Below are 24,225 nucleotides of genomic sequence, written 5' to 3'. Positions count from 1 at the left end.
CTATATTCTTTACTTCATCTAAAGGAAAATGATAACTAAATATGGTGATGTAAAGATTTATCAAATTTTGCCGATATTAAGAAGGAGATACTTATATGTTTCAATCAAAAAATATTTTCGTCAGATGGATGAATAAATTATCACCATTTCAAATCATCTTACTATTTTATTTGTTAGCTATTATTTTATCGACTTTATTATTATCTCTTCCATTTGCATATAGAGAAGGAATGAATCCGGCTTTTATTGATATACTTTTTGTAGCGGTAAGTGCCATTAGTGTTACAGGTTTAACACCTATATCTATTGCAGAAACATTTAATGTAGTAGGCTATATTTTACTTGCACTTATATTACAACTTGGTGCTGTAGGAATTATGGCATTAGGAACGTTTATTTGGTTAATTTTAGGGAAGAAAATTGGTTTTCGTGAAAGACGACTTATCATGGCGGATCAAAATCAAACACAATTAGCTGGTATGGTTCGTCTTGTTAAACAAATTTTCCTTGTCTTATTTGTAATTGAATTCATAAGCTTTGTTATCTTAGGTATATATTATCTTAAGTATTTTCCTGTTCAAGAAGCTTTTTTACATGGTTTTTTTAGTACAATAAGTGCAATCTCTAATGGTGGATTTGATATCACAGGTGATTCACTCATTCCTTATCGTCATGACTATTTCTTTCAATTTCATACGATTATTTTAATCATACTCGGAGCAATAGGTTTTCCGGTTTTAATAGAAGTAAAAGAATATCTTTTCGCAAAAAAACAAAAACGCCAATTTTTTCGGTTTAGTTTGTTTACCAAATTAACAACCATAACTTTTTTTATTCTTATTATCGTAGGGACAATTTTCATTTATTTATTTGATGTAACGCATTTCTTTGCAGGAAAGTCATGGCATGAAACATTTTTTTATGCGTTCTTTCAATCTGTTACAACAAGATCAGCAGGGTTAAGTACGATGGATGTTAGTCAATTGACAGAAGCAAACCACCTATTTATGTCGTTTTTAATGTTTATCGGTGCATCGCCTAGTAGCGCTGGAGGTGGGATTAGAACGACAACATTTGCATTAGTGATTATTTTTATCGCGACATATGCAAGAGGGGAAAATGATATTCATCTTTTTGGAAGAGAAATTCATCGCCAAGATCTTGTTAAAGCCGTCATTGTCACATTACTTGCCGTTATGATTGTATATATTACTTTAATTGTCCTTGTCGTTATTGAACCTTTTCATGTGACAGAGCTCTTTTTTGAGATCACTTCCGCTTTCGGTACAGTCGGGTTAAGTTTAGGTATTACTGGGGATTTAACAACAATTAGTAAAATCATATTAATGATTCTAATGTTTATCGGTAGAGTCGGCATTGTGACGGTACTTTTCATGTTTCATTCGAATAAACAGAAGAGAAATTATCGTTTTCCGAAAGAGAGAATTATTATTGGATAAGTGAGAGGAGGGAATACAATTGTCCAATAAATTAGAACCTATCCATGATCATATGCTTAATCATGTATCTGATGCGATTATATTCTTAGACTATGAAGGGAAAATAGTGAGTGGAAATAAACATGCTTATCGCTTTTTAAATATAGCGAAAGAGACCACTTGACAATTAATCATTATCTTGATTTTAAAAAGATGTTGCATCACTTAAATCGACGGATCGTATGAGAACATAAAAGGAGGTAACCAACCGAACCATTTTAATTTATTCGATAATTCTTTAAAAGAAGTTTTCGTAAGATGTTAACGATGGAGTATGAATTGCGAAAGGCTTTAAAAGAAAATCAATTTGAACGACATTATTAACCCCAAAAATGTTTAAAGACAAATCGTGTCATTGGTCTTGAAGCCCTAATCCGCTGGCGTCATCCAATAAAAGGAATGATTTCTCGGGGTGAATGTATCCCATTGGCAGAAAAAACAGGATTAATATATGAAGGTTATTGCAGAAGGCATTGAGACAAAAGAGCAAGTTTGCTTTCTACAACGTGAAAGTTGTGATGAAATTCAAGGCTTTTATTTTTCAAAACCATTGCCAGCACCACAAGTGAAACAATTTTTGCAAGATAAGATTTATCATCTTTAATAATACTTTATCAAATCTCTATTCCTTGATATGATATAAGGGAGCTTGATAAATTAATCAGTTTGAAAGTGATATGTTGATATTAGGAGGTGCACATATATGTTAGAGATTTTTATGGGTGCTGTTTGTGTAGGTATTTTAGTGTTTAATGCTGGGAGCTGTCTATTTGACCACGAATAATAAAACAAGGTCCATACATGTCTAACGGTATGGACCTTATTTTGTAAATGACCATTCGCTAAAGGGATAAATAATAAATTCGGATCTACCTATAATTTCTTGTTTACTAATGAAACCTAATCCGTTTCGACTATCCTTACTTCTAGCCCGATTATCACCTAATACGAAATAACTTTCTTCGGGTATTTTTACAGGACCGAAATCACTCGTTTTTTGTTGCATTTCTTTAGAAAGAAAGTCTTGATGATAAACTTTGTCATTAATATATAATGTATGTTCTTTTACTTCGATTGTTTCTCCAGGTAAACCAACAATTCGTTTCACGTAATTTTTAAAGGGACGTTGAATGATGACTATATCTCCGCGATCAGGTTCTCCAATCATATAAATGGCTTTATTAAAGATAACTCTCTCACCGTCTTCTAAGGTAGGAAACATGCTATCACCGTCAACAATAGAAGTTGCAAAAATAAATGTTCTAAGAAATAGTGCAACGAGTATAGCAATGAAAAAGGCTTTTAGCCAGCCAATAAATTCTTCCTTTAGTTTCATCTTTGACAATTGGTACATCCCTTTCACATAATACTATGTCCATTATTCATTAAATAGTCAAAATTAATCTTCGATAAAAAGTTTTAAAGTTTTAAAATAAGGGTAAGAGATAATGACTCATACTTCTTACCAGTATATCATACCATAGCTTGTTTCTCGTTTCTATTTGTTAGATTGCCGTCTAATCTTTCTCATTATTTAAGGAGGGATTTTGTATGTGTACGACATGTCATCTTTTAGAAAAGATTGAGGAGCTAAGAGAGGAGATGGAGAACATGGTAAGTCATCGTGGGTTAACATGTCCAGATTTACTAGCACTTAGTAAAACGTTAGACCACTTACTAAATGTGTATTCATGTTACTCAGTCAATCAAGAATATCTTGAAGGTTACTCTTCCACAGAGTATTAAGATATATTTAATTATCATGTTTCAAAAACTAAAATATTGGGAATACTTTAATCAGAAACATGAAAGGATGAAAGAAAATGAAAAATAATAGATTAAGTTATGAAGAATTGGTTGAAAAGTATAAGCAAGAACTAATGGCAGATGCAGATAAAATTGAGCAGATAGAGCGCCGTATGGATGAAAGATTAGCTAATAGAACAGATCATGATGAATAACTAATGAGAAGTAGGGGGTATCTCCCTACTTCAATTACTAATCTATTGTGGAAGTCTTTCTGTTTTCTCAATTGAAGAGTAGTGGATTAATATAACAGCACTAAGAATACAAATCATACCGACCATTTGAATGAAAGAAAAAGGCTCTTGGAAGATAAAGATGCCAATTAAAGTTGCTACTACTGGTTCAATTGTCGTTAGTATCGAGGCCTTTGATGCTTCAGTATATTGTAACCCAATTGTATAAATCATATAGGCGACAGCGGTTGGAAATAATCCTAGACCAAATCCGTAAAAGAGCACTTCTTTTTGTAATAATAGTGGTAATTTTTCAATCGAAAAAAAAGGGAGAAGTGTTAAGCTTGCTATTAAAAATGTATAGGTTGTGATCGTTAAACTTGAGTATGTTTGTAAAGCAAATTTGCTAAAGATGCTATATAATGCATAACCAAAACCTGCACCTAAGCCAAAAAGGATACTCATTGGAGTCACAGAACTTATTTCAAAAGGTGATAATCCGACAACAAAGCAAATACCAATTAAAGTGATGACTAAGGCAATGAGTTTATGCTTTGTTAGTTTTTCTTGAAATAAAAACAATGATAAAATTGTTACGAAGGCTGGCGCTGTATAAAGTAAAGCAGATGCAATAGGTATCGTGGATAGTTCCATAGCTTTGAATAAGGAATAATTAAAAAAGATGATACTAATAACACCTGTACCAATAAAATATTTTAAATCCGTCCATTTATGTAGCTTTAATTCCTTCCGTGAATAGAAGCACATCATGACCACAAGTATAATACTTGATGTCAAAGCTCTAATTAATACGACTTCCATTGCCGTAAATCCAAGAGCGTAGAGATTTTTCACATACCAACTAATTGTCCCCCAAAGTATTGCTCCTAAAATAATACATATAAATGCCTTACGATTCATTCAATCCCCCATTTCTAAAGAAACAATCTATTTTAATCTTATCAAAAAGGTAAATAATTACAAAAAATATGTATAAAAGAAATTTTTTATGCTTACACTTGTAGCAAGATTGGGGAGATTAGTATATGTTAGATATGAACTTTTTTAGTGATGATCATCTTATTTATAGTGTTATATTGTTTGGGTTACTTATAAGTTATTTTATTGTTAAGCCACTTATAAATATCATCTTGTCGCTTCAATTAGAGCGATTACTTCATTATATTTTAAGTAGTTTATTATTTTTTACATGTTATTTTGGTGCAGGGTTATGGATGGAAGGCTGGCAGGACATTATTTTTAGTCAACTGAAGTTTACATTTCAAGTCGTTGCATTATTCGGTGGCGTTTTATTAATCATTTATATAGTTAAGGAAATCAGTAAGCGATTAGGATAATAATTGAGAGAAGTATTTGATGATAAATCATGAATTATAATCTATAATAGAACGGGAAGTTTAATCTTCCCGTTTAAATGATTATCTTCGGTTTCTTCTAGTAGGGGACCATTCCATTTTTCCGAGAGAAGAAGGTGTATAATAAGAGGAGTAATGTTTATGTTTTGTTTTTTTATTTTGTTTAGGTTTCCAATTGATATATTGATATACAATACGCTTTGCTTTTGATAATGACATTTTTGTTCGTGGATTGCGATAGCTGTGATCTAATTTACCTAAATGTTTTAGTTCATTAAAGTCTTCTTTCGATGGTGGAATGTGAAAATAGTAATCAGAAACTTTTATTAACAGGGTTGAATGTTGACTGCTATATTTAGGATTATCGGAAAAGTGTAGTCCAATTTTTTTCGCTTTATTTTCTCTTAATAATTTATGAATCGATTCCTTCTTTATATAATATAAATGCTGTGGTTCAAGTGCTGTTTTAGCATGACGATTAATCGTGTAAATAGCTTGTGCAAGTTCATTTACTTGCTCCTCTTCCGTCATGGAGTCACCCCCTTAGTTGCTGAATTATCTTGAAAGTTTTAAATTATTATATAAACTATACACAATATCGTATCGCAAACAATGCTTTATCGCAAACGATTCATTCAAATTGCTTTATGCTCTAATTGGTATACGTGGATTTCAGGCGTACATAAAAACCGAAAGGGAAGCCGTGTTGTCCCTATCCCACGATTAACAAACAATGTGAAATCATCAGTCACTTGATATCGGCCTATCGTATATTTCTTTGCATAAATTGGTGTATAAAGATGGCCGAAAAAAGGTAGTCGTACTTGCCCACCATGACTATGTCCTGACAACTGTACGTCAACAGGATAGTGCTTTACAAATTTAGCAAGATCAGGTTCATGTGCAAGTAGAATTGTAAACAGATTGGAATCAACACTTTTTAATGTACCATCTATATCCGGCTTTCCCAAAATGGCATCATCAATACCAGCTAAAATAATTTCTTCTTGTTTCACGCTTATGCGCGTATGTGAATTTTGTAGTAAATGAAAGTCAGCAGTTTCCATAAAGTTTTTAAGAATATCCGTTCCATAGCCCCCATGATCATGATTCCCGTAAATCCAATATTTACCATGAGGTGCCTCAAGTGATTTTAATAGTTCTTTTAGTTCGTTATTCCAATGAAACTGATGCGGCCGATCTACAAAATCCCCTGTAAAAACAATTAAATCAGGATGTAATTGATTTATATTTTTTATCAATTGACTAAATTGTTCTGTTGTATAGTGAAAACCGATATGTGTATCAGAAAACTGAATAATTCTAAATTGATTAAAAGCCTGTGGTATCTTAGGAGATGCAATTGTTTCATATTGAATATGTAAACGTTTTGGTTCAATATGTTTAGCATAATAGTAAGAACCACTGCTTAAACCAATTAATAATAGTCCACTACTTATCATTCGCTTAATAAATGTTCGTCTATTCATCAAATTAACCTCATTTAAAAATAAAATTTCGTTTGTAAAAAACAAGATGACTCCTTTAAGATTATACATGATATTGGATTATAATTATAGGAGAACTTCTTAAAAAGGTTTGGGTAATCTAATAATTTTAGGAAATTTAAGGTGAATAACATTTGGTTAATATGATTATTATGATAAACTATAGGGGGTGATAACCTCTTTAACTCATGTTTATTTTTATAAAGGGGGAATTGAAAATGGATTCAATGGAAGATAAAACAATGTCACAAGTAACAGTTAAAGATTTAATGATTCCATCTGAAAAGGTGGCACACGTACAGACAAACAATCCATTGGAACACGCATTACTTGTCCTCGTTAAAACTGGCTATTCAGCCGTTCCTGTATTAAATTCTTCTTATCAATTAAAAGGAATTATTGGTAAATCAATCATTTTAAATGAAACCCTTGGTCTGGAACGCTTTGAATTCGAAAGACTTTCCGAGATAACTGTTGAAGAGGTTATGGATACAGATATACCCGTATTACATGAACATCACTCCTACATAGATGGATTGAAAGCGGTTATAAATGATCCATTCGTATGTGTTGTTGATAATGAACAATATTTTGACGGTATTTTAACCCGAAGAGCCATTTTAAAACAAGCAAGAAATAATTATTATTTAGCTAACCAAACGACCTACCAATAAGTCAAAAACATCCTTTTAAAAGGATGTTTTTGACTTCGTGTACAGTAATTATGATGATGTTAGAGCAGGGATGAGAATGAATCAAAAGAGGAAAACAAAGAAACTCAACCGTCCACTCGTACTAGCTTCTGTTATGCTTGGTATGTTTCTGGCAGCGATAGAAGGAACAATTGTAGCAACAGCTATGCCGAGTATTGTTGCTGATTTAGGCGGATTTTCGCTATATAGTTGGGTATTTTCAGCTTATTTATTAACGAATGCTTCGACGGTATTAATATTTGGTAAGCTAGCTGATGTGTATGGGAGAAAACCGATATTTGTCGGCGGTGTGATTATTTTCTTAATCGGCTCGACCTTGTCAGGATTTGCCTTTACTATGGAAATGCTAATCGGTGCTCGTTTTATCCAAGGGATTGGTGCTGGTGCATTAATGCCTATGGCAACAACGATTGTTGGAGATATTTATAATAAAGAAGAACGTGCCAAAATTCAAGGCTATTTATCCAGTGTATGGGGAATATCAGCTGTTTCTGGTCCTTTATTAGGTGGCTTATTTGTTGATGTTCTCCATTGGCACTATGTTTTTTGGATGAATATTCCGCTAGGTATATTAGCTATGATAGGCATTTTACTTTTTCTACATGAGCATATTGAGAAGAAGAGTCGCGAAATAAATTATCTCGGCACCTTTTTATTATTTATTTCGGTAAGTTCACTTATGGTTCTATTAACTGAAGCAAGCCACTTATCTAGACCAAATTTATTTAAAGTACTTATTGCTGTAACTGTTTTAAGTTTTGTTTTGTTTTTATTTTTCGAAAAGCATTCCATAACTCCAGTTATGCCCTTAGAGTTATGGAAAAGTAGTCCTATAAGAATTGCTAATGTGACGGCTTTAATAACAGGTATGATTGTTATCGGTGTGTCAAGTTATTTACCTACATATGTCCAAGGGATTATGAATCAATCGGCAACTGTTGCGGGTTTTACATTAACAGTCATGTCAATTGGATGGCCGATTGCCTCGACCATTGCTGGACGGCTTTTGCTTCGAATTAGCTATCGCCAAACAGCTATTTTAGGTGGAATTTCGTTAATCATTGGAAGTATATTTTTCTATTTATTAACTCCGATAAAAAGTCCAATTTGGGCTGGGATCGGTTCGTTTTTTATCGGGGTAGGAATGGGATTAACAAGTACGACATTTATCGTATTGATTCAAAGCAGCGTACCTTGGAAAATTCGCGGAATTGCCACGGCAAGCAATATATTTATGCGTTCACTTGGCAGTGCTATTGGAGTGGCCATTCTTGGTGCCATATTAAATTATAAGATATATCGTCATATTCAACATAATGAGTTAGGAGAGGGTGTTTCCCTTGATGCTTTTAATCAATTGTTAGATCCTGTTCAAAGTGACAAATTACCACTGTCTATCATCAAAACTTTACGTGAAGGTCTTGCCCTAGGTCTTCACACTGTATATACTGGTTTATTTTTGCTTGCTTTGTTAAGTTTCTTCTTGATTCTGTTTATGAAAAAAGAAAAAAATGAATCAATATGAAACATGTTAATATAAGCGGAAGAAAGCGCAACATGTAAAGCACATGTTTGAAATAAGAATATGATTTAATAAGAGGAGTTTAGATTTATTATTAGCTGAACTCCTTTTTATTCTACCTTTCATTTCTGTGTTAGCTTTTATATTTATATTTAAAAATAGTCAAAAGACTTTATTTTAAATAAAAAGTGTTATAACATTGAAAGACACTTGAATATTAAAACATGAAAGAAAGGTGAATTAAATTTTTTCTCAATATATGAGATATTTATCTTTAGAGAAATTATTGTGATGAAAGTTCATGTGACAGAAGGAAAATTAAGAGTATATAATTGAGCAAGGGGTGGAACTTAAGTGGTCACATTTAAAAAGTTAAAGGCATTTTATTGGCCTTATAGGAAATATTTTTTTTGGTCCTTATTTTTTTTAATATTTGTTACATCTATTACACTTATTTACCCAATTATTTTACAGTTAACGATTGATGAAGTTGTGGCCAAAAATAAATATGAAATGATTCCTTATATCGCTCTTGTGTTCCTTATATTGCAAATCATTAAAGGGATTGCGACTTATTATCAACAATATTTAGGCGATTTATTTGGAATAACAGCGGTGTATGATATGAGAAATGCTCTATATAAGAAATTACAAGTATTATCGTTTAAGTATTATGATAATGCAAAAACAGGTGACCTAATGTCACGGTTAACAGCGGATGTAGAAGGATTTCGCTTCTTCCTTTCATTTGGTATGGCTGAATTAATTCGTACGGTTTTACTTTTGGTAATGAGTTTTGCGCTTATGTTTTATTATTCAGTCCCTTTAACACTAGTAACGATGGTAGCCATGCCTTTTCTAATCATTGTTGTATATCGTTTTGATAAAAGGGTTCATCCAGCATTTAGAGGTTTGCGACGTTCTTTCGGGCGATTAAATACTCGTGTACAAGAAAATATAACTGGAATGAATACAGTTAAATCACTATCAAAAGAAGGATATGAAATTGATCGATTTTCGATAAGCAATACCAATTACAAAGATAGTTATCTTAAAACTTCTAATATTTGGGCAAAGTTCTTTCCCTTAATGGAGTTTATCGGGAATGTTAGTGTTGTTTTGTTGTTAGCATTTGGTGGTTATTTAGTTGTTAATAATCGTCTCGAACTAGGGGCCTTAGTCGCGTTTTTTAGCTTGATTTGGTATATTATGGGTCCTATTATGAACCTTGGTTTTGTCGTTAATTTATTTTCCCAGGCGAAAGCATCGGGGGAACGTTTAAGTGAAATTTTAGATGCAAAAGAGGACATTATAGAAAAAAGCACTGCCATTGATGTCCCTATTAAAGGTGATGTCACATTTAATCATGTGTCATTAGATTATGCAAATGATCATACATACGCCATTAAGGATATTAACTTCCATGCACCAGCTGGAAAAATTATCGGTTTAATTGGTGCGACTGGTTCTGGAAAATCAACGATTACACAACTTATCGCTCGTTTTTATGAACAGAATGAAGGTAATGTACTCATAGATGGACGCCCTATAGCTGATTATAAACTAAAAACATTACGGAAACATATCGGCTTCGTATTACAGGAAACATTTTTATTTTCTACATCAATCCGTGATAATATTGCTTATGGACGTCCCGACATATCTGAAGAACAAATTATACAAGCGGCAAAATCTGCTGAGGCCCATGACTTTATTATGAAGCTTCCTAAAGGATACGATACGTTATTAGGAGAACGTGGGATGGGGTTATCAGGAGGACAAAAACAACGCATTGCAATAGCAAGAGCTTTATGTATTAATCCAAGTATTCTTGTGCTTGATGATGCGACATCTGCTGTTGATATGGAAACTGAATTTAGAATTCAAAAGGCATTAAAAAATGTGATGAAAAATCGCACGACATTTATTATTGCACATCGAATATCTTCAGTTAAACATGCTGATGAGATTCTCGTCTTAGAAGAAGGACAAATTGTTGAACGTGGGACACATAAAGAATTACTCAATCACAAAGGGTTATATAGAAGAATTTATGATATCCAATATCAAGATCAACATGCTATTCGTGAGATCATTGATTTGTAAGATAGGAGGGAAAGTGGTGACACAGGAAAAGCAGAATACAAACAGACATTTAACGCGGTTTCATTATTCTACTGAACAAGTTATAGAAAAGCCTTTTAATTGGAAACAGATTTGGCGCCTTTTAACATATGTAAAACCATATACGAAAACATATTTACCTGGAGCATTTATTATGATGCTTTTGTCAACAGTTATTCGGTTAGCAGTTCCTATCTTAATAGGTAAAGTTGCTATTGACATTATTATCGTTGAGAAAAAAGATACGAGACTTTTAATATATCTTGTGTTAGCAATTACTCTATTATATTTAATTAATTATATAGCAAATATATATCGTATTAAATGGGTTAATTTATTAGGCCAAAATGTAATCTATGACTTAAGAAAGCATTTGTTTACACATGTCCAAAAGTTATCACATCGCTTCTTTGATTCAAGGTCAGCTGGATCGATTTTAGTTCGTATTATGAATGATACGAACTCACTACAAGATATATTTACTAATGGGATAATAAATTTGCTCATGGATATTATTACATTGGCAGGGATTATTATGATCTTGTTCTCCTTAAGTCCCAAACTGGCTTTGGCTATTATGATTGTTTTACCTCTTATGTTTTATATTTCAACAAGATTACGAAGGGATATTCGTAGGTCTTGGCAACATGTTAGAATTCAGCAGTCTCGAATGAACTCACACCTGAATGAGAGCATTCAAGGGATACGAATTACACAAGCTTTTGCTCAGGAAGATGAAAATATCGCATATTTTAATCGTGTAAATACTGATAATTTTAACAGTTGGCGACTGGCGACAAAGAAAAGTGCTAAATTCCGCCCGCTAGTAGAGTTAAGTAACGCAATTGGAACGGTTATATTAATTACTTATGGTGCTTACTTAATTTTACAACAAGATATTTTTGTAGGAACATTTGTATCGTTCGCTTTTTTCCTCGGCATGTTTTGGGAGCCGATTTCTCGTTTAGGACAAATGTACAATCAATTATTAATGGCGATGGCATCATCCGAACGAATTTTTGAATATTTAGATGAGAAACCAATTATCCATAATAAGAAAAATGCCTATAAGTTTGACCACATGGACGGTCATATTACATTTGACAACGTTCAATTTTCTTATGATGACGAACGGATTGCACTACAAGATATATCATTAAACATAAAAGCGGGGGAAACCGTTGCGTTGGTCGGTCATACAGGTAGCGGAAAGTCGACGATTGCTAATCTTATTAGTCGATTTTATGATCCGACGAAAGGCTCAGTAAAAATTGATGGTCATGATTTACGAGATACCGATTTACGCTCAATGCGTTCTCATATTAGTGTTGTTTTACAAGAAACATTTATTTTTTCTGGTACAATAATGGAAAATATTCGCTTTGGCAGACCAACTGCGACAGATGAAGAAGTGATTAAAGCGGCTAAAGTAGTAGGTGCGCATAATTTTATCCAACGATTACCATATGGATATGATACTGAGGTGGAAGAGAGAGGAAGTATCTTATCGGCAGGAGAGCGTCAGTTATTATCGTTTGCACGTGCTTTATTAGCAAATCCGACAATTCTTATTTTAGATGAAGCGACAGCAAGTATTGATACAGAGACTGAAGTGATGATTCAACAAGCTTTAAAACGTCTATTAAAAGGAAGAACAGCGATTATCATAGCTCATCGTTTATCAACGATTCGTGAAGCAGATCAAATTTACGTATTAGAAAATGGCCATATTCTAGAAAGTGGTAACCATCAACAGTTAATGGATCAACGTGGTGAGTACTTTAGATTAGTAAAATCACAATTTGATATGTTGCAAGCATAAAAAAAGCATCATTCTCTTTATAGGTAAAAAAACATGACGCTTTTTTATACAATATGATACACTATCAAAGTAGTTAGTACGTCGATTTGGGGGAACTTATATGAAGAGAGAATTTGCCGTTATTGGCCTAGGAAGATTCGGCGGCAGTATTTGTTACGAATTGAGTAAAGAAGGCATGAATGTTTTGGCAATTGATATTAGTGAAGATAAGGTGAATGAGTTTAAAAATGTTGCATCACATGCCGTCATAGCGGACTCTACCGACGAAGCGACGTTAAAGGAATTAGGTATTACGAATTTTGATCATGTCATTGTTGCAATAGGAGATAACATTCAAGCAAGTATTTTAACAACAGTCATTTTATCGGAACTTGGTGTAAACAAAATAACAGTCAAGGCTAATAATGATTATCATGCAAAAATTGTAAATAAAATAGGTGCCCATCATGTCGTTCATCCCGAACGAGATATGGGAAGACGGATTGCCCATAGTATCATCTCAAATAATATTTTAGACTATCTGGAACTGTCAGAAGATCATAGTATTGTCGAAGTAAAAGTAAGTCATAAAATGATTGGAAAATCATTAGTTGACTTAGATATTCGCGCTAACTATGGCTGTAACGTTGTCGCAATTCGTCAAGGAAATGATATTAATGTCTCACCCCGAGCTGATGAAGTTTTACAGGAACAAGAAGTGTTAATTGTAATCGGATCGGACAAAGATATTGCTCGATTTGAAAAAGAACTTGTCATTGAAGATGATTAAAAAAGCTTGTCAATATGAGTCAATCATACATTAAAAAAAGAAGTTAGGCCGATCTATTCGAAATGGACGACCTAACTTTCTTTTTTATATTTATTGGTATTTTGCTAAGTCTTTTTAGACTTCCATAATAATTGGTAAAATCATCGGTTTACGTTTCGTCTTTTTAAATAAAAAAGGTGCAATTGTATCGGTAATTTCGTTTTTAATTTCTGACCATTTTGTTGTACGTCGTTTCATGATTTTTTGTAAATGGTCTTCAACCAGCTGTTGAGCTTGGTTGATTAAATCCTCTGATTCACGCATATAAACAAACCCACGTGAAATGATATCGGGACCAGAGGCGATTTTAAATTCCTTCATATCAATGCTCACTACGACAATGACAAGTCCTTCTTGAGATAAGATTCTACGGTCACGAAGGACAATATTACCAATATCACCAACACCTTTACCATCAACGTAAATGGAATCAGCTGGAATTTTTCCAACGACTTTTGCAGTATCTTTTCCTATGGCTAGGACCTCACCATTATCCATTATAAAGGTATTTTCCGGTTTAACATCGCAAGCTTCAGCTAACTTCGTATGTTCTTTTAACATACGATATTCTCCATGAATAGGCATAAAGAATGTTGGTCTCATTAGACGAAGCATGAGCTTTAATTCTTCTTGACTACCGTGTCCGGATGTGTGGATATCACTTACTTTGTGATGAATGACTTCTGCCCCTGCCCGATAAAGATTATCAATAATACGGTTAATACTTATTGTGTTTCCAGGAATAGGTGATGATGAAAAAATCACCGTATCACCAGGAATAATTTTAATTTGTTTATGTGTCCCATTCGCTATACGTGATAAAGCTGCCATTGGTTCCCCTTGAGAACCAGTACATAAGATTGTCACTTTATGTGCTGGGAGTTTATTAATTTGATTTCCATCAATAAATGTGTTTTTTGGAGCTTGTATATAACCAAGTTCTTGTCCAAGGTTAATGGCAGCCTCCATACTTCTACCAAATACAGCTATTTTTCGTTTGTTCTTCACTGCTGCTGAAACGACTTGCTGTAAACGATAAGTGTTTGATGCAAAGGTAGCAAAGATGATTCGGTCTTCTACACGACTAAAAATATCATGGATCGTTTCGCCAACCACGCGTTCAGACATTGTAAATCCAGGTACTTCACTGTTTGTACTGTCTGAAAGAAGGCAGAGTACACCTTCACTTCCGATTTGTGCCATTTTAGCTAGATTAGCCGGTTCACCAACAGGGGTAAAGTCAAATTTAAAATCTCCTGTATGAACAATATTTCCAGGTGGTGTTTTAACCACAATCCCATAGGAATCTGGAATACTGTGAGTTGTACGGAAAAATGAAACAGATGTTTTACGGAATTTAATGATATCATGTTCATGGATTGTCGTCAGTTTAGCTTGACGCAATAAACCATGCTCTTCTAATTTATTTTTGATAAGACCCATAGCAAGATGACCTGCATATATTGGAATATTTACTTCGCGTAGTAAGTAAGGAATCCCACCTATATGGTCTTCATGCCCATGTGTAACAAATAAACCCTTAATTTTATCTTGATTTTGAATAAGATACGTGTAATCAGGGATAACGTAATCAATACCAAGAAGTTCATCTTCAGGAAATTTAATTCCTGCATCGATTAGAATAATCTCATCTTGAAATTGTATCCCATATGTGTTTTTTCCTATTTCTCCTAGCCCGCCCAATGCAAAAATCGCTGTTTGATCATTTTTGACGAATTTCATTTATTTAAACCTTCTCCAATTTATAGTCTTCAGATTGCTGGTCATAGGCTAAGTGTGTTTCAGTTAAGGGCTGGATATATTCAATATTTATCGGTTTATTTTGTAGTTTTTGACGTACATCTCGAACAGATTCTGCTTCTATATAAATACTTTTTGTACGTTCGCGAGTTGGTACCTCGTCAGGATATTCCTGATATAATACTTTAAAAATCATGTTTTTTATCGCTCCTAATCATTTTATTACAATATTTTCCATACATCTAAAAAATTCAGTAAAGATGATAGTTATCAAGCGCTCGATAACTATTTAAATTCCGTTGTTCCGTATTATTTCCGTTATGAGAGATTTTAAAATAATGTTGGTCCGACTACTAATATCACTTAATAAATGGCGAGTTCATTACGATGATTGGCCATTGTTATTCTTATATGTTGTTGGTACACGTCCTCTGCCCAGTAAGTCTTTTAAACGTTCTTTTAGCTTTTCTCTTAGACGTTTCAACATAATCGGGCAACTCCTTTCTAGTATTAAGAAAAGCATTTGACGTTCAACCGATCCTTTCCTACTTAACTTCATTATAGTATCCTTTTTGAAATAAGAAAAGGGTTATACTCGAATTAATTTAAAACATATTACTCCATGTTATGCAAAAACTTATGTAGATTGACTTTTAACAAGAAAATTCCTGTCCAATATGCTTGTTTTTGTTTAAGTTTTGCATAAAGTGAATTTTTATGCATCGGATTGGCCAATAACTAAAAAACGCTTCAACCAAATGGTTGAAGCGTTTTTTGGATTATCCAATTGCTCTAGCATTTTCAGGAGCTTGAAAAGGCTGGTTTTCGTTAATATGATCGTAGAACATGATCCCATTTAAATGATCGATTTCATGTTGGAAAACAATTGCTGCATAATCTTTTAGGCGTAGTTTTATTTCATTCCCTTCTAAATCGATCGCTTTAATCGTAATCCGTGCATACCTTGGGACATAGCCTTCAACTGGGCGATCTACTGATAAGCACCCCTCACCAGCAATTAAATAAGCTTTTTCTACTGAATGACTCATAATCTTCGGATTAAATAAACCATAACTATACATTTTACCATTAATATCTTCAAAATGAACAGCTATCATTCGCTTTGTTATACCGAGTTGTGGGGCGGCTAAGCCGACACCTGGTCTTAGATTATACTTCTTACATAGCTCCTCATCTTGACTGTTTTTTAAGAACTCAAGCATTTTTTTCAATGTTTGAATGTCTTCTTTGGAAGGTGGCATCGCAACTTCTTTAGCTATTTCTCTTAAAGCAGGATGACCTTCCCGTACAATATCTTTCATCGTAATCATTAATCGTCACTCCACTACATATAACAGTCTTTACATTAAATACTAGTTAATAGTTTAACATAAATGAAAGGATTAAACATGATTCATGTCATAATTACATATATCTTAACATATGTTTCTTGTGATATACTTGGTACACATTATACATTTAGCTATTTTGGTGAAAGGAGAGAGCGAATGATTAGAAAAATCTACTATTTAATTCTCCTAGTCAGTATTATGTTTACGTTGACTGCATGTGGTGAGTCGGTTCAAAAGAAAATTTATGGTCATCTAGAAGAAACAGTCGCATTAGAAAAAGAATTTTCAGAGAAACAGAAAGAATTGGTTGATCTAGAAAAAAAGGAACAAGGTATTTACGAAAAAATAATTGATTTATCTTCAGATGAATTAGATGAAATTAAAGCGCTTTCTAAAGAAGCCAATGAACTCATTGATCAACGTATTGAGTTAATTGAATTAGAAAATGATAGCCTTCAAACAGCAAAAGAAGAATTTATTAAAATACATTCACTTAAAGATGACCTTACAGATAAAGCATTAGCACGTTCTATCACTCAGCTATATGATAAAATGATTGAGCGTTACGAAGCATACGATGAAATTTATAAAACATATAAAGAATCTTTAGACTTAGAGAAACAATTGTATCGTATGCTTGTTGATGAAGAATCAACACAAGAACAGCTATCAAAACAGATTGAATTATTAAACGAACATTATGAATCGATTATCAAAGCGAACAAAACATTCAATAAAAAAACCGAGGAGTATAATGAGTTAAAACGTCGATTTTATGAAGATGCAGATTTGAATGTCACATACAAGGATAAAAATTAAGAAGAACAGCGTTAAATCAATTTTTGATTTAACGCTGTTTTTCATTTTAAAACAATAGATAGTACAGATTGGATAATAACTATAACAGGTTAATTAGTTGATTTAACAAGGACGGATTAGGTTTAATTTTATGTTTATATTGCAATATACAACAAAGTATTTGACCCGCAACTAATGAATGATGTAGAATTAAATTAGAAATGTTGTACTAATAGATTTTTATTTTTTTATATAACAGTTTCCGATATGATGAAACTGTAGAAGTACAGATTGCTTTTTTGGGTAAACTAAACAAAAACTGATAAGAAAGGAAGAGGTGAAGGTAGTGAAACATGTACTTAACAAAGTAGAGAAGAAGTTTAAAATGTTTCAAATTCTAAACGAAGAAGGAAAAGTTGTTGAAAAGGATGATATGCCTGATCTATCTGATGAGGAATTGAAAGAATTGATGCGCCGGATGGTCTATACACGGATTTTAGATCAACGCTCAATTGCTTTAAATCGTCAAGGACGTCTTGGGTTTTATGCTCCGACAGCTGGACAGGAAGCATCGCAAATTGCTAGTCATTTTGCGCTGGAAAAAGAGGACTTTCTATTACCAGCATATCGTGATGTACCTCAGTTAATTTGGCACGGCCTACCACTATACCAAGCGTTTCTATTTTCTAGAGGTCATTTTCATGGAAACCAAATGCCAGAAGGAGTTCGTGCATTGAGTCCGCAAATCATTATCGGTGCACAATATATTCAAGCAGCTGGCGTCGGGCTTGGCATGCGGTTACGTGGAAAAGATGCAGTTGCTGTTACGTATACTGGAGATGGTGGAACATCACAAGGGGACTTCTATGAAGGCATCAACTTTGCAGGTGTCTATGATGCTAATTGTATTTTTATCGTTCAAAATAACGGCTTTGCTATATCGGTTCCAAGAGAAATGCAAACAAAAGCTAAAACACTTGCACAAAAAGCAGTTGCAGCTGGTATTGAAGGTATTCAAGTTGACGGTATGGATCCACTAGCAGTGTATGCCGCTACAAAGCATGCTCGTGAAAGAGCGATAAAAGGTGAAGGTCCAATGCTTATAGAGACGATTACTTATCGCTATGGTCCGCACACAATGGCTGGTGATGATCCGACACGTTATCGAACATCTGAATTAGATTCTGAATGGGAAAAGAAAGACCCTATTGTACGCTTCCGTAAGTTCTTAGAAGAAAAAGGCCTATGGACACTCGAAGAAGAGAATCAAGTTATTGAACAAGCGAAAGAAGATATTCGAGAAGCGATTAAAAAGGCAGACCAATATCCAAAGCAAAAAGTAACAGATTTTATTGAGAATATGTTTGAGGAACTTCCGCTGAATTTACAAGAGCAAATGGAAGAATATAAGGCAAAGGAGTCGAAATAAACGATGGCACAAATGACTATGATACAAGCAATCACTGATGCATTACGAATTGAGTTGAAAAATGATGAGAATGTGTTGGTGTTTGGGGAAGATGTCGGTAAAAACGGTGGTGTTTTCCGTGCAACAGATGGATTGCAAGCTGAATTTGGTGAACAACGTGTATTTGACACACCTTTGGCGGAATCTGCAATTAACGGTTTAGCGATTGGTTTAGCATTAGAAGGATTCCGTCCTGTGCCAGAAATTCAGTTCTTCGGTTTCGTTTATGAAACAATGGATTCAATCAACGGACAAATGGCCCGAATGAGATTTCGTTCCGGTAATACGGAACACGCACCGATTACAATTCGCTCACCATTTGGTGGGGGAGTTAATACACCTGAATTACATGCAGATTCATTAGAAGGATTAATTGCTCAGCAACCTGGTGTAAAAGTTGTTATACCATCAACACCATACGATGCGAAAGGATTACTAATTTCATCTATCCGTGATAACGATCCAGTTGTTTTCTTAGAACATATGAAGTTATATCGTTCATTTCGAGAGGAAGTTCCTGAAGGTGAATATACAATTGAGTTAGGTAAAGCAGATGTTAAGAGAAAAGGAAAAGATGTGACTATTATAGCATATGGAGCTATGGTCCATTCTGCCTTAAAAGCAGCCGAACAACTAGAAAAAGATCGCATTAATGCCGAAGTTATTGACTTACGAACTGTTTCACCAATTGACTATGAAACAATTGTCGAATCAGTTAAGAAGACAAATCGTGCTATCGTCGTTCAAGAGGCACAGCGACAAGCGGGTGTTGCAGCTAATGTCGTTGCAGAAATTCAAGAAAGAGCTATCTTACATCTTGAAGCACCTGTTATGCGAGTAACAGCGCCAGATACGATTTATCCGTTTGCAGAGGCCGAACATTTATGGCTACCGGATGATAAAGATATTATTGATAAGGTTAAATATGTACTTAACTATTAAAAAATCGGAATAGGAGGTTGAGTCTATTGGCATTTAATTTCAAATTACCAGACATTGGAGAAGGCATTCATGAAGGTGAAATTGTAAAATGGTTTGTTAAAGAAGGCGAAGAAATAAAAGAAGATGATGTCTTATGTGAAGTGCAAAATGATAAGGCGGTCGTTGAAATTCCTTCACCTGTAGAGGGAACGGTTTTAAAAATCCATGTAGATGAAGGAAACGTCGCAATTGTAGGTGATACACTTATTTCTATTGATGCTGAAGGATATGAAGATGAATTAGAGCCTTCAGAAGAAGAGACGGAATCAGACATGGAAGCATCTTCTGAAGAGCAAATGGTTGATGAAGAAGAAACAAAGGACGAATCGGTAGGAGAAACTAAATTCGTAATCGCTATGCCGTCAGTTCGTAAGTATGCTAGAGACCATGATGTTGATATTCGTCAAGTGACAGGAACAGGAAAAAATGGACGTGTTTTGAAAGAGGATATTGATCGTTTTATAAGTGGTGAAGTATCAACAGAAGTTGAACAAATAGAGGATACAGAAGCTCCTGAAGTAACAGAAAAGTCACCAATTGCCACAACAAGTCAATATGAAGAAACACGTGAAAAAATGAGTGGTATTCGCCGAGCAATAGCTCAGGCAATGGTACAATCTAAAACGAAGGCACCTCATGTTACATTAATGGATGATATTGATGTGACAGAGTTAGTTGCACACCGACGCAAATTTAAAGAAGTAGCTAGTGAACAAGGAATTAAACTCACATACTTACCATATGTTGTGAAAGCACTCGTTTCTGCACTTAAGAAGTTCCCAATCTTAAATGCGGCGATTGATGATGAAACAGAAGAAATTGTATATAAAAACTATTACAATATCGGGATAGCTGCAGATACTGATCGTGGTTTACTCGTTCCTGTAGTTAAGGATGCTGATCGTAAATCTATCTTTGATATATCAAAAGAGATAAATGAATTGGCAGAAAAGGCACGAAGTGGTAGAATTACATCTGAGGAGATGAAAGGAGCCTCAAGTACAATTACGAATATCGGATCTGCAGGGGGGCAATGGTTTACACCTGTATTAAATTATCCTGAAGCAGCTATTTTAGGAATCGGCCGTATACAGGAGAAACCGATTGTACGTAATGGAGAGATAGTGATTGCTCCAGTACTTGCATTATCATTGAGCTTTGATCATCGTATTGTGGATGGCGCGACAGCTCAATTGGCTCTAAATCAAATCAAACGTTTATTAAACGATCCACAACTAATTATGATGGAGGCGTAGATTTATGGTAGTAGGGGATTTTCCAATTGAAGTAGACACATTGGTCGTTGGGGCGGGCCCTGGTGGCTATGTAGCAGCAATTCGCGCAGCTCAAATGGGACAAAAGGTAACAATTGTTGAGAAAGATGCTTTAGGAGGAACTTGTTTAAATGTAGGATGTATTCCATCTAAGGCATTGATTCAAGCTGGTCATACAGCGCAACAAGCCCAAGGAAATAGTGAATTAGGCATTACGACTGAAACAGTTTCTGTAGACTTCTCTAAAGTACAAGAATGGAAGGAAAACATTGTCAACCGACTCACTTCTGGAGTGCAGGGCTTATTAAAAGGTAATAAAGTTGATATTGTAAAAGGTGAAGTCTATTTTGTCGATGACAAAACAGTTAGAGTAATGGATGATAAGAACTCACAAACATACAAGTTTAATAACTGTATTATTGCAACAGGATCTAGACCGATTGAAATTCCAGGCTTTAAATTTTCTGAGCGTGTTCTTGATTCTACAGGAGCATTAGCTCTGAAAGAAATACCTAAAAAAATGGTCGTGATTGGTGGAGGTTATATCGGTACTGAATTAAGTTCAGCATTTGCGAACTTTGGAACAGAGATTACCATCTTAGAAGGAACGAAGAATATCCTCGGCGGATTTGAAAAGCAAATGAGCCAGCTCGTTAAAAAGCGTCTAACGAAAAAAGGTGCTTCTATCATTACAGAAGCAATGGCTAAAGGTGTTGAAGAGACAAAGGATGGCGTTAAAGTCACATATGAGGTAAAAGGTGAAGAAGAGACGGTTGAAGCCGATTATGTTCTCGTCACAGTTGGTCGTCGTCCAAATACAGATGAACTTGGTCTTGAGCAAGTAGGTATTGAACTAGATGATCGAGGCCTCGTTAAAATTGATAAGCAATGTCGTACAAATGTAAGTAATATTTATGCGATTGGAGATATTGTAGCAGGTCCACCGCTTGCACATAAAGCATCTTATGAAGGTAAAGTTGCAGCTGAAGCAATTAGTGGTGAAAAATCTGCTATCGATTACTTAGCTATGCCGGCAGTTGTCTTCTCAGACCCAGAGTTAGCTAGTGTAGGCTATACTGAAAAAGAAGCAAAAGAAGCTGGAATTGATGCAAAAGCATCTAAGTTCCCATTTGCTGCTAATGGTCGGGCACTATCAATGAATAGTACAGATGGCTTCTTAAAGCTTGTTACAAGAAAAGAAGACGGACTTGTAATTGGTGCACAAATTGCAGGACCGAACGCAAGTGATATGATTGCTGAACTCGGATTAGCTGTTGAAGCAGGAATGACAGCAGAAGATATTGCACTTACAATTCATGCACACCCAACATTAGGTGAAATCGCAATGGAAGCTGCAGATATCGCAATTGGCAAACCAACACATATGCTATAAACAATCATAAACAGAGGGTCATAACGGCTCTCTGTTTTTTTATATGCATTTTTATTATAGTAATTTTTTGAATTTAATTGCCTATCATGTATACATTTGATACGATGTTTTCATATGTTAATAAACTTATATAGAATGATAAGGGGGATTTTATGAGGCAGCTCATGCAGTACGTATACATATTTAACAAACAAAATGTGTATAACAAAATTGGATTTTTTTGGTTTTTAGCACTCCCCATCTTGTTTTTCTTTATTCGTTTTAATGCATTTAAAAATAATAATATGGATATAGAGATGCTAAATTTTATTCATATTTATTGGGGTTTCATGCTTTTAACAACCGTGCTAAGCGGTGTCCTGTTAGCTATCATTCAATATCGGGATTCAGGTTTTCTTAAAAGCTTTACATTTCTAAGTGGTAATAAACATGTCATTATATTTGGTAAATTGCTATCTCAATTACTATATATAGTTGTACTTACCACAGTATTTAACTTAATCATATCCGTTGTTTATAAAATCGATTTCTCTCAGCTATTTCTAAAAGGCTTATTGACTATGTTAATTGCATTCATACCAATATGCTTTTCAATGTTATGGATGGTAATCATTCCCGTAAACGCAAATAATATTGCACCTATAGGTACGATATTACTTATTTTATTTTTGTATTTGGCAAATTTCGGAATAGAAACACATTCATATTTTTTATATTTTATGTACAGCTTGAATCCCGTTGTGTACTTATCGAATATTTTAAACATGTTAAATGATTTCAGTTTTGAAATCGTAATCATTAATGCTTTAACAACTTTAATCTATTTAATCATAGGTTTTTTCTCCTTAAAAAATATGTCCATTATTCCTAGAAAAAACTAAAAGGAGCGTAACTATATGGTCAAATTAGATAATTTATATTTTAAATACAATGAGACGAGGGGGTATGTTCTAAAAAATATATCTACTACATTTGAACCTGGAGTGGTAAACGTTTTACTGGGAGTGAATGGGTCCGGAAAGACAACGTTATTTGATATTATATCGGGAATATTATTAAAAAAAGTAGATAAAGGTGTTGTACATGGGGTAAATATTAAAGACACTATGTATATGACACAAGGAATGCTTTTTCCTATGGGTTTAAAAGGAAAAGATTTAATAAGATTATTTCTAAAAGGTGATTATCGATATCAATCAAAAAAACATCACGATTTTTTTGATGATGAATATTTCAAAGAAAAATTAGAATACTTATCAAATACATATTATGGTGATATGTCTATTGGTGAAAGAAGATGGCTAACGTTTACATTAGCGATGAAATTGGAGAGAAAAATTTACTTATTTGACGAGCCAACATCAGGTGTTGACCCGCACTCTAAAGTTGATATATTGGATAGTATTATGAATCTAAGTAAAAATAAAAATAAAGTAGTTATTATGTCAACACATGTTTTGCATGATTTAAGTGAAATGAATTGTAAGATTCATCTACTTCATAGGGGAAAGATAAATTTTGTTGGTACATATGATGAGTTCCTGAAGAAGTTCAATCATTCAAATCCGGATAAAGCTTTCCGTAATTTTATAGATAATTATCTAGGGGAGGTTGAGCAGGATGTACTGTAATGAATAATCTAGCTATAAATAAAAATACCTCAAGTTTCACAAGCACTTTTTGTTTAAATAGCTTTTTACATATCAAAAACAATAAAGTTTGATTCGACATAGTTGGTTTATATTAATTATTTGTAACTGCTAGAATAGAATCAACAGTTTCTGCTTGATAGAATTGAACACTTTTCTATTAAAATAGCCTCCTAATCAGTTAAACTAATAAAATAA

The 24,225-nt window shown here is 34.0% G+C and carries 25 protein-coding genes and 1 pseudogene; 19 read left to right on the top strand and 7 right to left on the bottom strand.

The window, feature by feature from the left end; translation table 11 throughout:
• Positions 1-95 precede the first annotated feature (95 nt).
• From HNQ35_RS07240 to HNQ35_RS07225, 4 genes and pseudogenes are all read left to right on the top strand, one after another.
• On the top strand, positions 96-1,460 hold the full coding sequence (locus HNQ35_RS07240) for a TrkH family potassium uptake protein (RefSeq protein WP_146936032.1): 1,365 nt from the start codon (positions 96-98) through the stop codon (positions 1,458-1,460).
• 19 nt (positions 1,461-1,479) lie between these two features.
• On the top strand, positions 1,480-1,623 hold the full coding sequence (locus HNQ35_RS07235) for a hypothetical protein (protein WP_170226605.1): 144 nt from the start codon (positions 1,480-1,482) through the stop codon (positions 1,621-1,623).
• 212 nt (positions 1,624-1,835) lie between these two features.
• Positions 1,836-1,976: pseudogene (locus tag HNQ35_RS14495) on the top strand (EAL domain-containing protein); the annotation flags it as partial.
• On the top strand, positions 1,951-2,103 hold the full coding sequence (locus HNQ35_RS07225) for an EAL domain-containing protein (RefSeq protein ID WP_146936030.1): 153 nt from the start codon (positions 1,951-1,953) through the stop codon (positions 2,101-2,103). The pseudogene HNQ35_RS14495 and the gene HNQ35_RS07225, both read left to right, overlap by 26 nt.
• Positions 2,104-2,319: 216 nt before the next feature.
• Here the strand turns inward: HNQ35_RS07225 and lepB are convergent, their stop codons facing one another.
• A complete protein-coding gene (lepB, locus tag HNQ35_RS07220) occupies positions 2,320-2,835 on the bottom strand; it encodes a signal peptidase I (RefSeq protein ID WP_371862297.1) in 516 nt (171 codons plus the stop codon).
• A gap of 215 nt (positions 2,836-3,050) precedes the next feature.
• On the opposite strand from lepB, the gene HNQ35_RS07215 reads away from it, so the two are divergent.
• Together HNQ35_RS07215 and HNQ35_RS07210 are read left to right on the top strand one after the other, a co-directional pair.
• Complete coding sequence (locus HNQ35_RS07215) at positions 3,051-3,245, top strand: aspartyl-phosphate phosphatase Spo0E family protein (RefSeq protein WP_146936026.1); 195 nt, start codon at positions 3,051-3,053, stop codon at positions 3,243-3,245.
• Between the two features lie 77 nt (positions 3,246-3,322).
• Entirely contained in the window at positions 3,323-3,460 is a 138-nt protein-coding gene (locus HNQ35_RS07210; protein ID WP_146936023.1) for an FbpB family small basic protein, read from the top strand.
• 42 nt (positions 3,461-3,502) lie between these two features.
• Here HNQ35_RS07210 and HNQ35_RS07205 read toward each other — a convergent pair whose 3' ends face one another.
• Positions 3,503-4,399 carry a DMT family transporter gene (locus HNQ35_RS07205; RefSeq protein WP_146936021.1) on the bottom strand — a complete coding sequence of 299 codons (897 nt, stop codon included), beginning with the start codon at positions 4,397-4,399 and terminating at the stop codon, positions 3,503-3,505.
• A 125-nt stretch (positions 4,400-4,524) separates the two neighbouring features.
• Here HNQ35_RS07205 and HNQ35_RS07200 point away from each other — a divergent pair, with 125 nt between their 5' ends.
• A complete protein-coding gene (locus HNQ35_RS07200; protein WP_146936019.1) occupies positions 4,525-4,836 on the top strand; it encodes a hypothetical protein in 312 nt (103 codons plus the stop codon).
• 81 nt (positions 4,837-4,917) lie between these two features.
• On the opposite strand, the gene HNQ35_RS07195 is transcribed toward HNQ35_RS07200, so the two are convergent.
• Positions 4,918-5,385, bottom strand: coding sequence for a YkyB family protein (locus tag HNQ35_RS07195; RefSeq protein ID WP_146936017.1), 468 nt, complete (start codon positions 5,383-5,385; stop codon positions 4,918-4,920).
• Between the two features lie 104 nt (positions 5,386-5,489).
• On the bottom strand, positions 5,490-6,344 hold the full coding sequence (locus tag HNQ35_RS07190) for a metallophosphoesterase (protein ID WP_146936015.1): 855 nt from the start codon (positions 6,342-6,344) through the stop codon (positions 5,490-5,492).
• A 236-nt stretch (positions 6,345-6,580) separates the two neighbouring features.
• Here HNQ35_RS07190 and cbpB point away from each other — a divergent pair, with 236 nt between their 5' ends.
• The 5 genes from cbpB to HNQ35_RS07165 all read left to right on the top strand — a co-directional run bounded on the left by cbpB (position 6,581) and on the right by HNQ35_RS07165 (position 13,312).
• Entirely contained in the window at positions 6,581-7,036 is a 456-nt protein-coding gene (gene cbpB, locus HNQ35_RS07185) for a cyclic-di-AMP-binding protein CbpB (protein WP_146936013.1), read from the top strand.
• Positions 7,037-7,112: 76 nt separating this feature from the next.
• On the top strand, positions 7,113-8,600 hold the full coding sequence (locus tag HNQ35_RS07180) for an MDR family MFS transporter (protein ID WP_307724216.1): 1,488 nt from the start codon (positions 7,113-7,115) through the stop codon (positions 8,598-8,600).
• 351 nt (positions 8,601-8,951) lie between these two features.
• Positions 8,952-10,703, top strand: coding sequence for an ABC transporter ATP-binding protein (locus HNQ35_RS07175; protein ID WP_146936011.1), 1,752 nt, complete (start codon positions 8,952-8,954; stop codon positions 10,701-10,703).
• 16 nt (positions 10,704-10,719) lie between these two features.
• The gene (locus tag HNQ35_RS07170) at positions 10,720-12,543 is read left to right on the top strand and encodes an ABC transporter ATP-binding protein (protein WP_246118045.1); all 1,824 of its coding nucleotides are present in this window, start codon (positions 10,720-10,722) and stop codon (positions 12,541-12,543) included.
• Between the two features lie 100 nt (positions 12,544-12,643).
• Entirely contained in the window at positions 12,644-13,312 is a 669-nt protein-coding gene (locus tag HNQ35_RS07165; RefSeq protein ID WP_146936007.1) for a potassium channel family protein, read from the top strand.
• Between the two features lie 114 nt (positions 13,313-13,426).
• Here HNQ35_RS07165 and rnjA read toward each other — a convergent pair whose 3' ends face one another.
• The 3 genes from rnjA to def form a co-directional block, all read right to left on the bottom strand.
• Positions 13,427-15,094 carry a ribonuclease J1 gene (gene rnjA, locus HNQ35_RS07160; protein ID WP_146936005.1) on the bottom strand — a complete coding sequence of 556 codons (1,668 nt, stop codon included), beginning with the start codon at positions 15,092-15,094 and terminating at the stop codon, positions 13,427-13,429.
• Between the two features lie 4 nt (positions 15,095-15,098).
• Positions 15,099-15,308 (bottom strand): DNA-dependent RNA polymerase subunit epsilon, encoded by a 210-nt coding sequence (locus HNQ35_RS07155; RefSeq protein WP_146936003.1) that lies wholly within the window; start codon positions 15,306-15,308, stop codon positions 15,099-15,101.
• A 583-nt stretch (positions 15,309-15,891) separates the two neighbouring features.
• The gene (gene def / locus HNQ35_RS07150) at positions 15,892-16,443 is read right to left on the bottom strand and encodes a peptide deformylase (protein WP_146936001.1); all 552 of its coding nucleotides are present in this window, start codon (positions 16,441-16,443) and stop codon (positions 15,892-15,894) included.
• Positions 16,444-16,620: 177 nt separating this feature from the next.
• Between def and HNQ35_RS07145 the strand changes: the two genes are divergently transcribed.
• The 7 genes from HNQ35_RS07145 to HNQ35_RS07115 all read left to right on the top strand — a co-directional run bounded on the left by HNQ35_RS07145 (position 16,621) and on the right by HNQ35_RS07115 (position 24,009).
• Positions 16,621-17,283 (top strand): YkyA family protein, encoded by a 663-nt coding sequence (locus HNQ35_RS07145; RefSeq protein ID WP_170226603.1) that lies wholly within the window; start codon positions 16,621-16,623, stop codon positions 17,281-17,283.
• Positions 17,284-17,647: 364 nt separating this feature from the next.
• Positions 17,648-18,691, top strand: coding sequence for a pyruvate dehydrogenase (acetyl-transferring) E1 component subunit alpha (gene pdhA / locus HNQ35_RS07140; RefSeq protein WP_146936372.1), 1,044 nt, complete (start codon positions 17,648-17,650; stop codon positions 18,689-18,691).
• A 3-nt stretch (positions 18,692-18,694) separates the two neighbouring features.
• Positions 18,695-19,672, top strand: a complete 978-nt coding sequence (locus tag HNQ35_RS07135; protein ID WP_146935997.1) for an alpha-ketoacid dehydrogenase subunit beta — start codon at positions 18,695-18,697, stop codon at positions 19,670-19,672.
• Positions 19,673-19,698: 26 nt separating this feature from the next.
• Positions 19,699-20,967: a dihydrolipoamide acetyltransferase family protein gene (locus tag HNQ35_RS07130; protein WP_146935995.1), complete on the top strand. Its 1,269-nt coding sequence runs from the start codon at positions 19,699-19,701 to the stop codon at positions 20,965-20,967.
• 4 nt (positions 20,968-20,971) lie between these two features.
• Positions 20,972-22,378, top strand: a complete 1,407-nt coding sequence (gene lpdA / locus HNQ35_RS07125) for a dihydrolipoyl dehydrogenase (RefSeq protein WP_146935993.1) — start codon at positions 20,972-20,974, stop codon at positions 22,376-22,378.
• A gap of 164 nt (positions 22,379-22,542) precedes the next feature.
• Entirely contained in the window at positions 22,543-23,259 is a 717-nt protein-coding gene (locus HNQ35_RS07120) for a hypothetical protein (protein ID WP_146935991.1), read from the top strand.
• A gap of 15 nt (positions 23,260-23,274) precedes the next feature.
• The gene (locus tag HNQ35_RS07115) at positions 23,275-24,009 is read left to right on the top strand and encodes an AAA family ATPase (protein ID WP_146935989.1); all 735 of its coding nucleotides are present in this window, start codon (positions 23,275-23,277) and stop codon (positions 24,007-24,009) included.
• Positions 24,010-24,225 lie beyond the last annotated feature (216 nt).

The organism is Cerasibacillus quisquiliarum (assembly GCF_014202495.1).
In the GTDB taxonomy this organism is placed as follows: domain Bacteria; phylum Bacillota; class Bacilli; order Bacillales; family Amphibacillaceae; genus Cerasibacillus; species Cerasibacillus quisquiliarum.
The sequence above is the reverse complement of the archived record's forward strand: the minus strand, read 5'-3'. Positions and strand labels throughout refer to the sequence as shown.

Excerpts from the sequence above, each read along its gene's own strand:
- HNQ35_RS07135 (WP_146935997.1), top strand. The coding sequence starts at position 18,695 with ATGGCACAAATGACTATGATACAAGCAATCACTGATGCATTACGAATT.
- HNQ35_RS07195 (WP_146936017.1), bottom strand. The coding sequence starts at position 5,385 with ATGACGGAAGAGGAGCAAGTAAATGAACTTGCACAAGCTATTTACACG.
- HNQ35_RS07190 (WP_146936015.1), bottom strand. The coding sequence starts at position 6,344 with ATGAATAGACGAACATTTATTAAGCGAATGATAAGTAGTGGACTATTA.
- HNQ35_RS07210 (WP_146936023.1), top strand. The coding sequence starts at position 3,323 with ATGAAAAATAATAGATTAAGTTATGAAGAATTGGTTGAAAAGTATAAG.
- HNQ35_RS07240 (WP_146936032.1), top strand. The coding sequence starts at position 96 with ATGTTTCAATCAAAAAATATTTTCGTCAGATGGATGAATAAATTATCA.
- HNQ35_RS07120 (WP_146935991.1), top strand. The coding sequence starts at position 22,543 with ATGCAGTACGTATACATATTTAACAAACAAAATGTGTATAACAAAATT.
- HNQ35_RS07200 (WP_146936019.1), top strand. The coding sequence starts at position 4,525 with ATGTTAGATATGAACTTTTTTAGTGATGATCATCTTATTTATAGTGTT.
- def (WP_146936001.1), bottom strand. The coding sequence starts at position 16,443 with ATGATTACGATGAAAGATATTGTACGGGAAGGTCATCCTGCTTTAAGA.
- HNQ35_RS07155 (WP_146936003.1), bottom strand. The coding sequence starts at position 15,308 with ATGATTTTTAAAGTATTATATCAGGAATATCCTGACGAGGTACCAACT.
- HNQ35_RS07205 (WP_146936021.1), bottom strand. The coding sequence starts at position 4,399 with ATGAATCGTAAGGCATTTATATGTATTATTTTAGGAGCAATACTTTGG.
- rnjA (WP_146936005.1), bottom strand. The coding sequence starts at position 15,094 with ATGAAATTCGTCAAAAATGATCAAACAGCGATTTTTGCATTGGGCGGG.
- HNQ35_RS07215 (WP_146936026.1), top strand. The coding sequence starts at position 3,051 with ATGTGTACGACATGTCATCTTTTAGAAAAGATTGAGGAGCTAAGAGAG.
- HNQ35_RS07145 (WP_170226603.1), top strand. The coding sequence starts at position 16,621 with ATGATTAGAAAAATCTACTATTTAATTCTCCTAGTCAGTATTATGTTT.
- HNQ35_RS07115 (WP_146935989.1), top strand. The coding sequence starts at position 23,275 with ATGGTCAAATTAGATAATTTATATTTTAAATACAATGAGACGAGGGGG.
- HNQ35_RS07225 (WP_146936030.1), top strand. The coding sequence starts at position 1,951 with ATGAAGGTTATTGCAGAAGGCATTGAGACAAAAGAGCAAGTTTGCTTT.
- HNQ35_RS07165 (WP_146936007.1), top strand. The coding sequence starts at position 12,644 with ATGAAGAGAGAATTTGCCGTTATTGGCCTAGGAAGATTCGGCGGCAGT.
- cbpB (WP_146936013.1), top strand. The coding sequence starts at position 6,581 with ATGGATTCAATGGAAGATAAAACAATGTCACAAGTAACAGTTAAAGAT.
- HNQ35_RS07180 (WP_307724216.1), top strand. The coding sequence starts at position 7,113 with ATGAATCAAAAGAGGAAAACAAAGAAACTCAACCGTCCACTCGTACTA.
- pdhA (WP_146936372.1), top strand. The coding sequence starts at position 17,648 with ATGTTTCAAATTCTAAACGAAGAAGGAAAAGTTGTTGAAAAGGATGAT.
- lpdA (WP_146935993.1), top strand. The coding sequence starts at position 20,972 with ATGGTAGTAGGGGATTTTCCAATTGAAGTAGACACATTGGTCGTTGGG.
- lepB (WP_371862297.1), bottom strand. The coding sequence starts at position 2,835 with ATGAAACTAAAGGAAGAATTTATTGGCTGGCTAAAAGCCTTTTTCATT.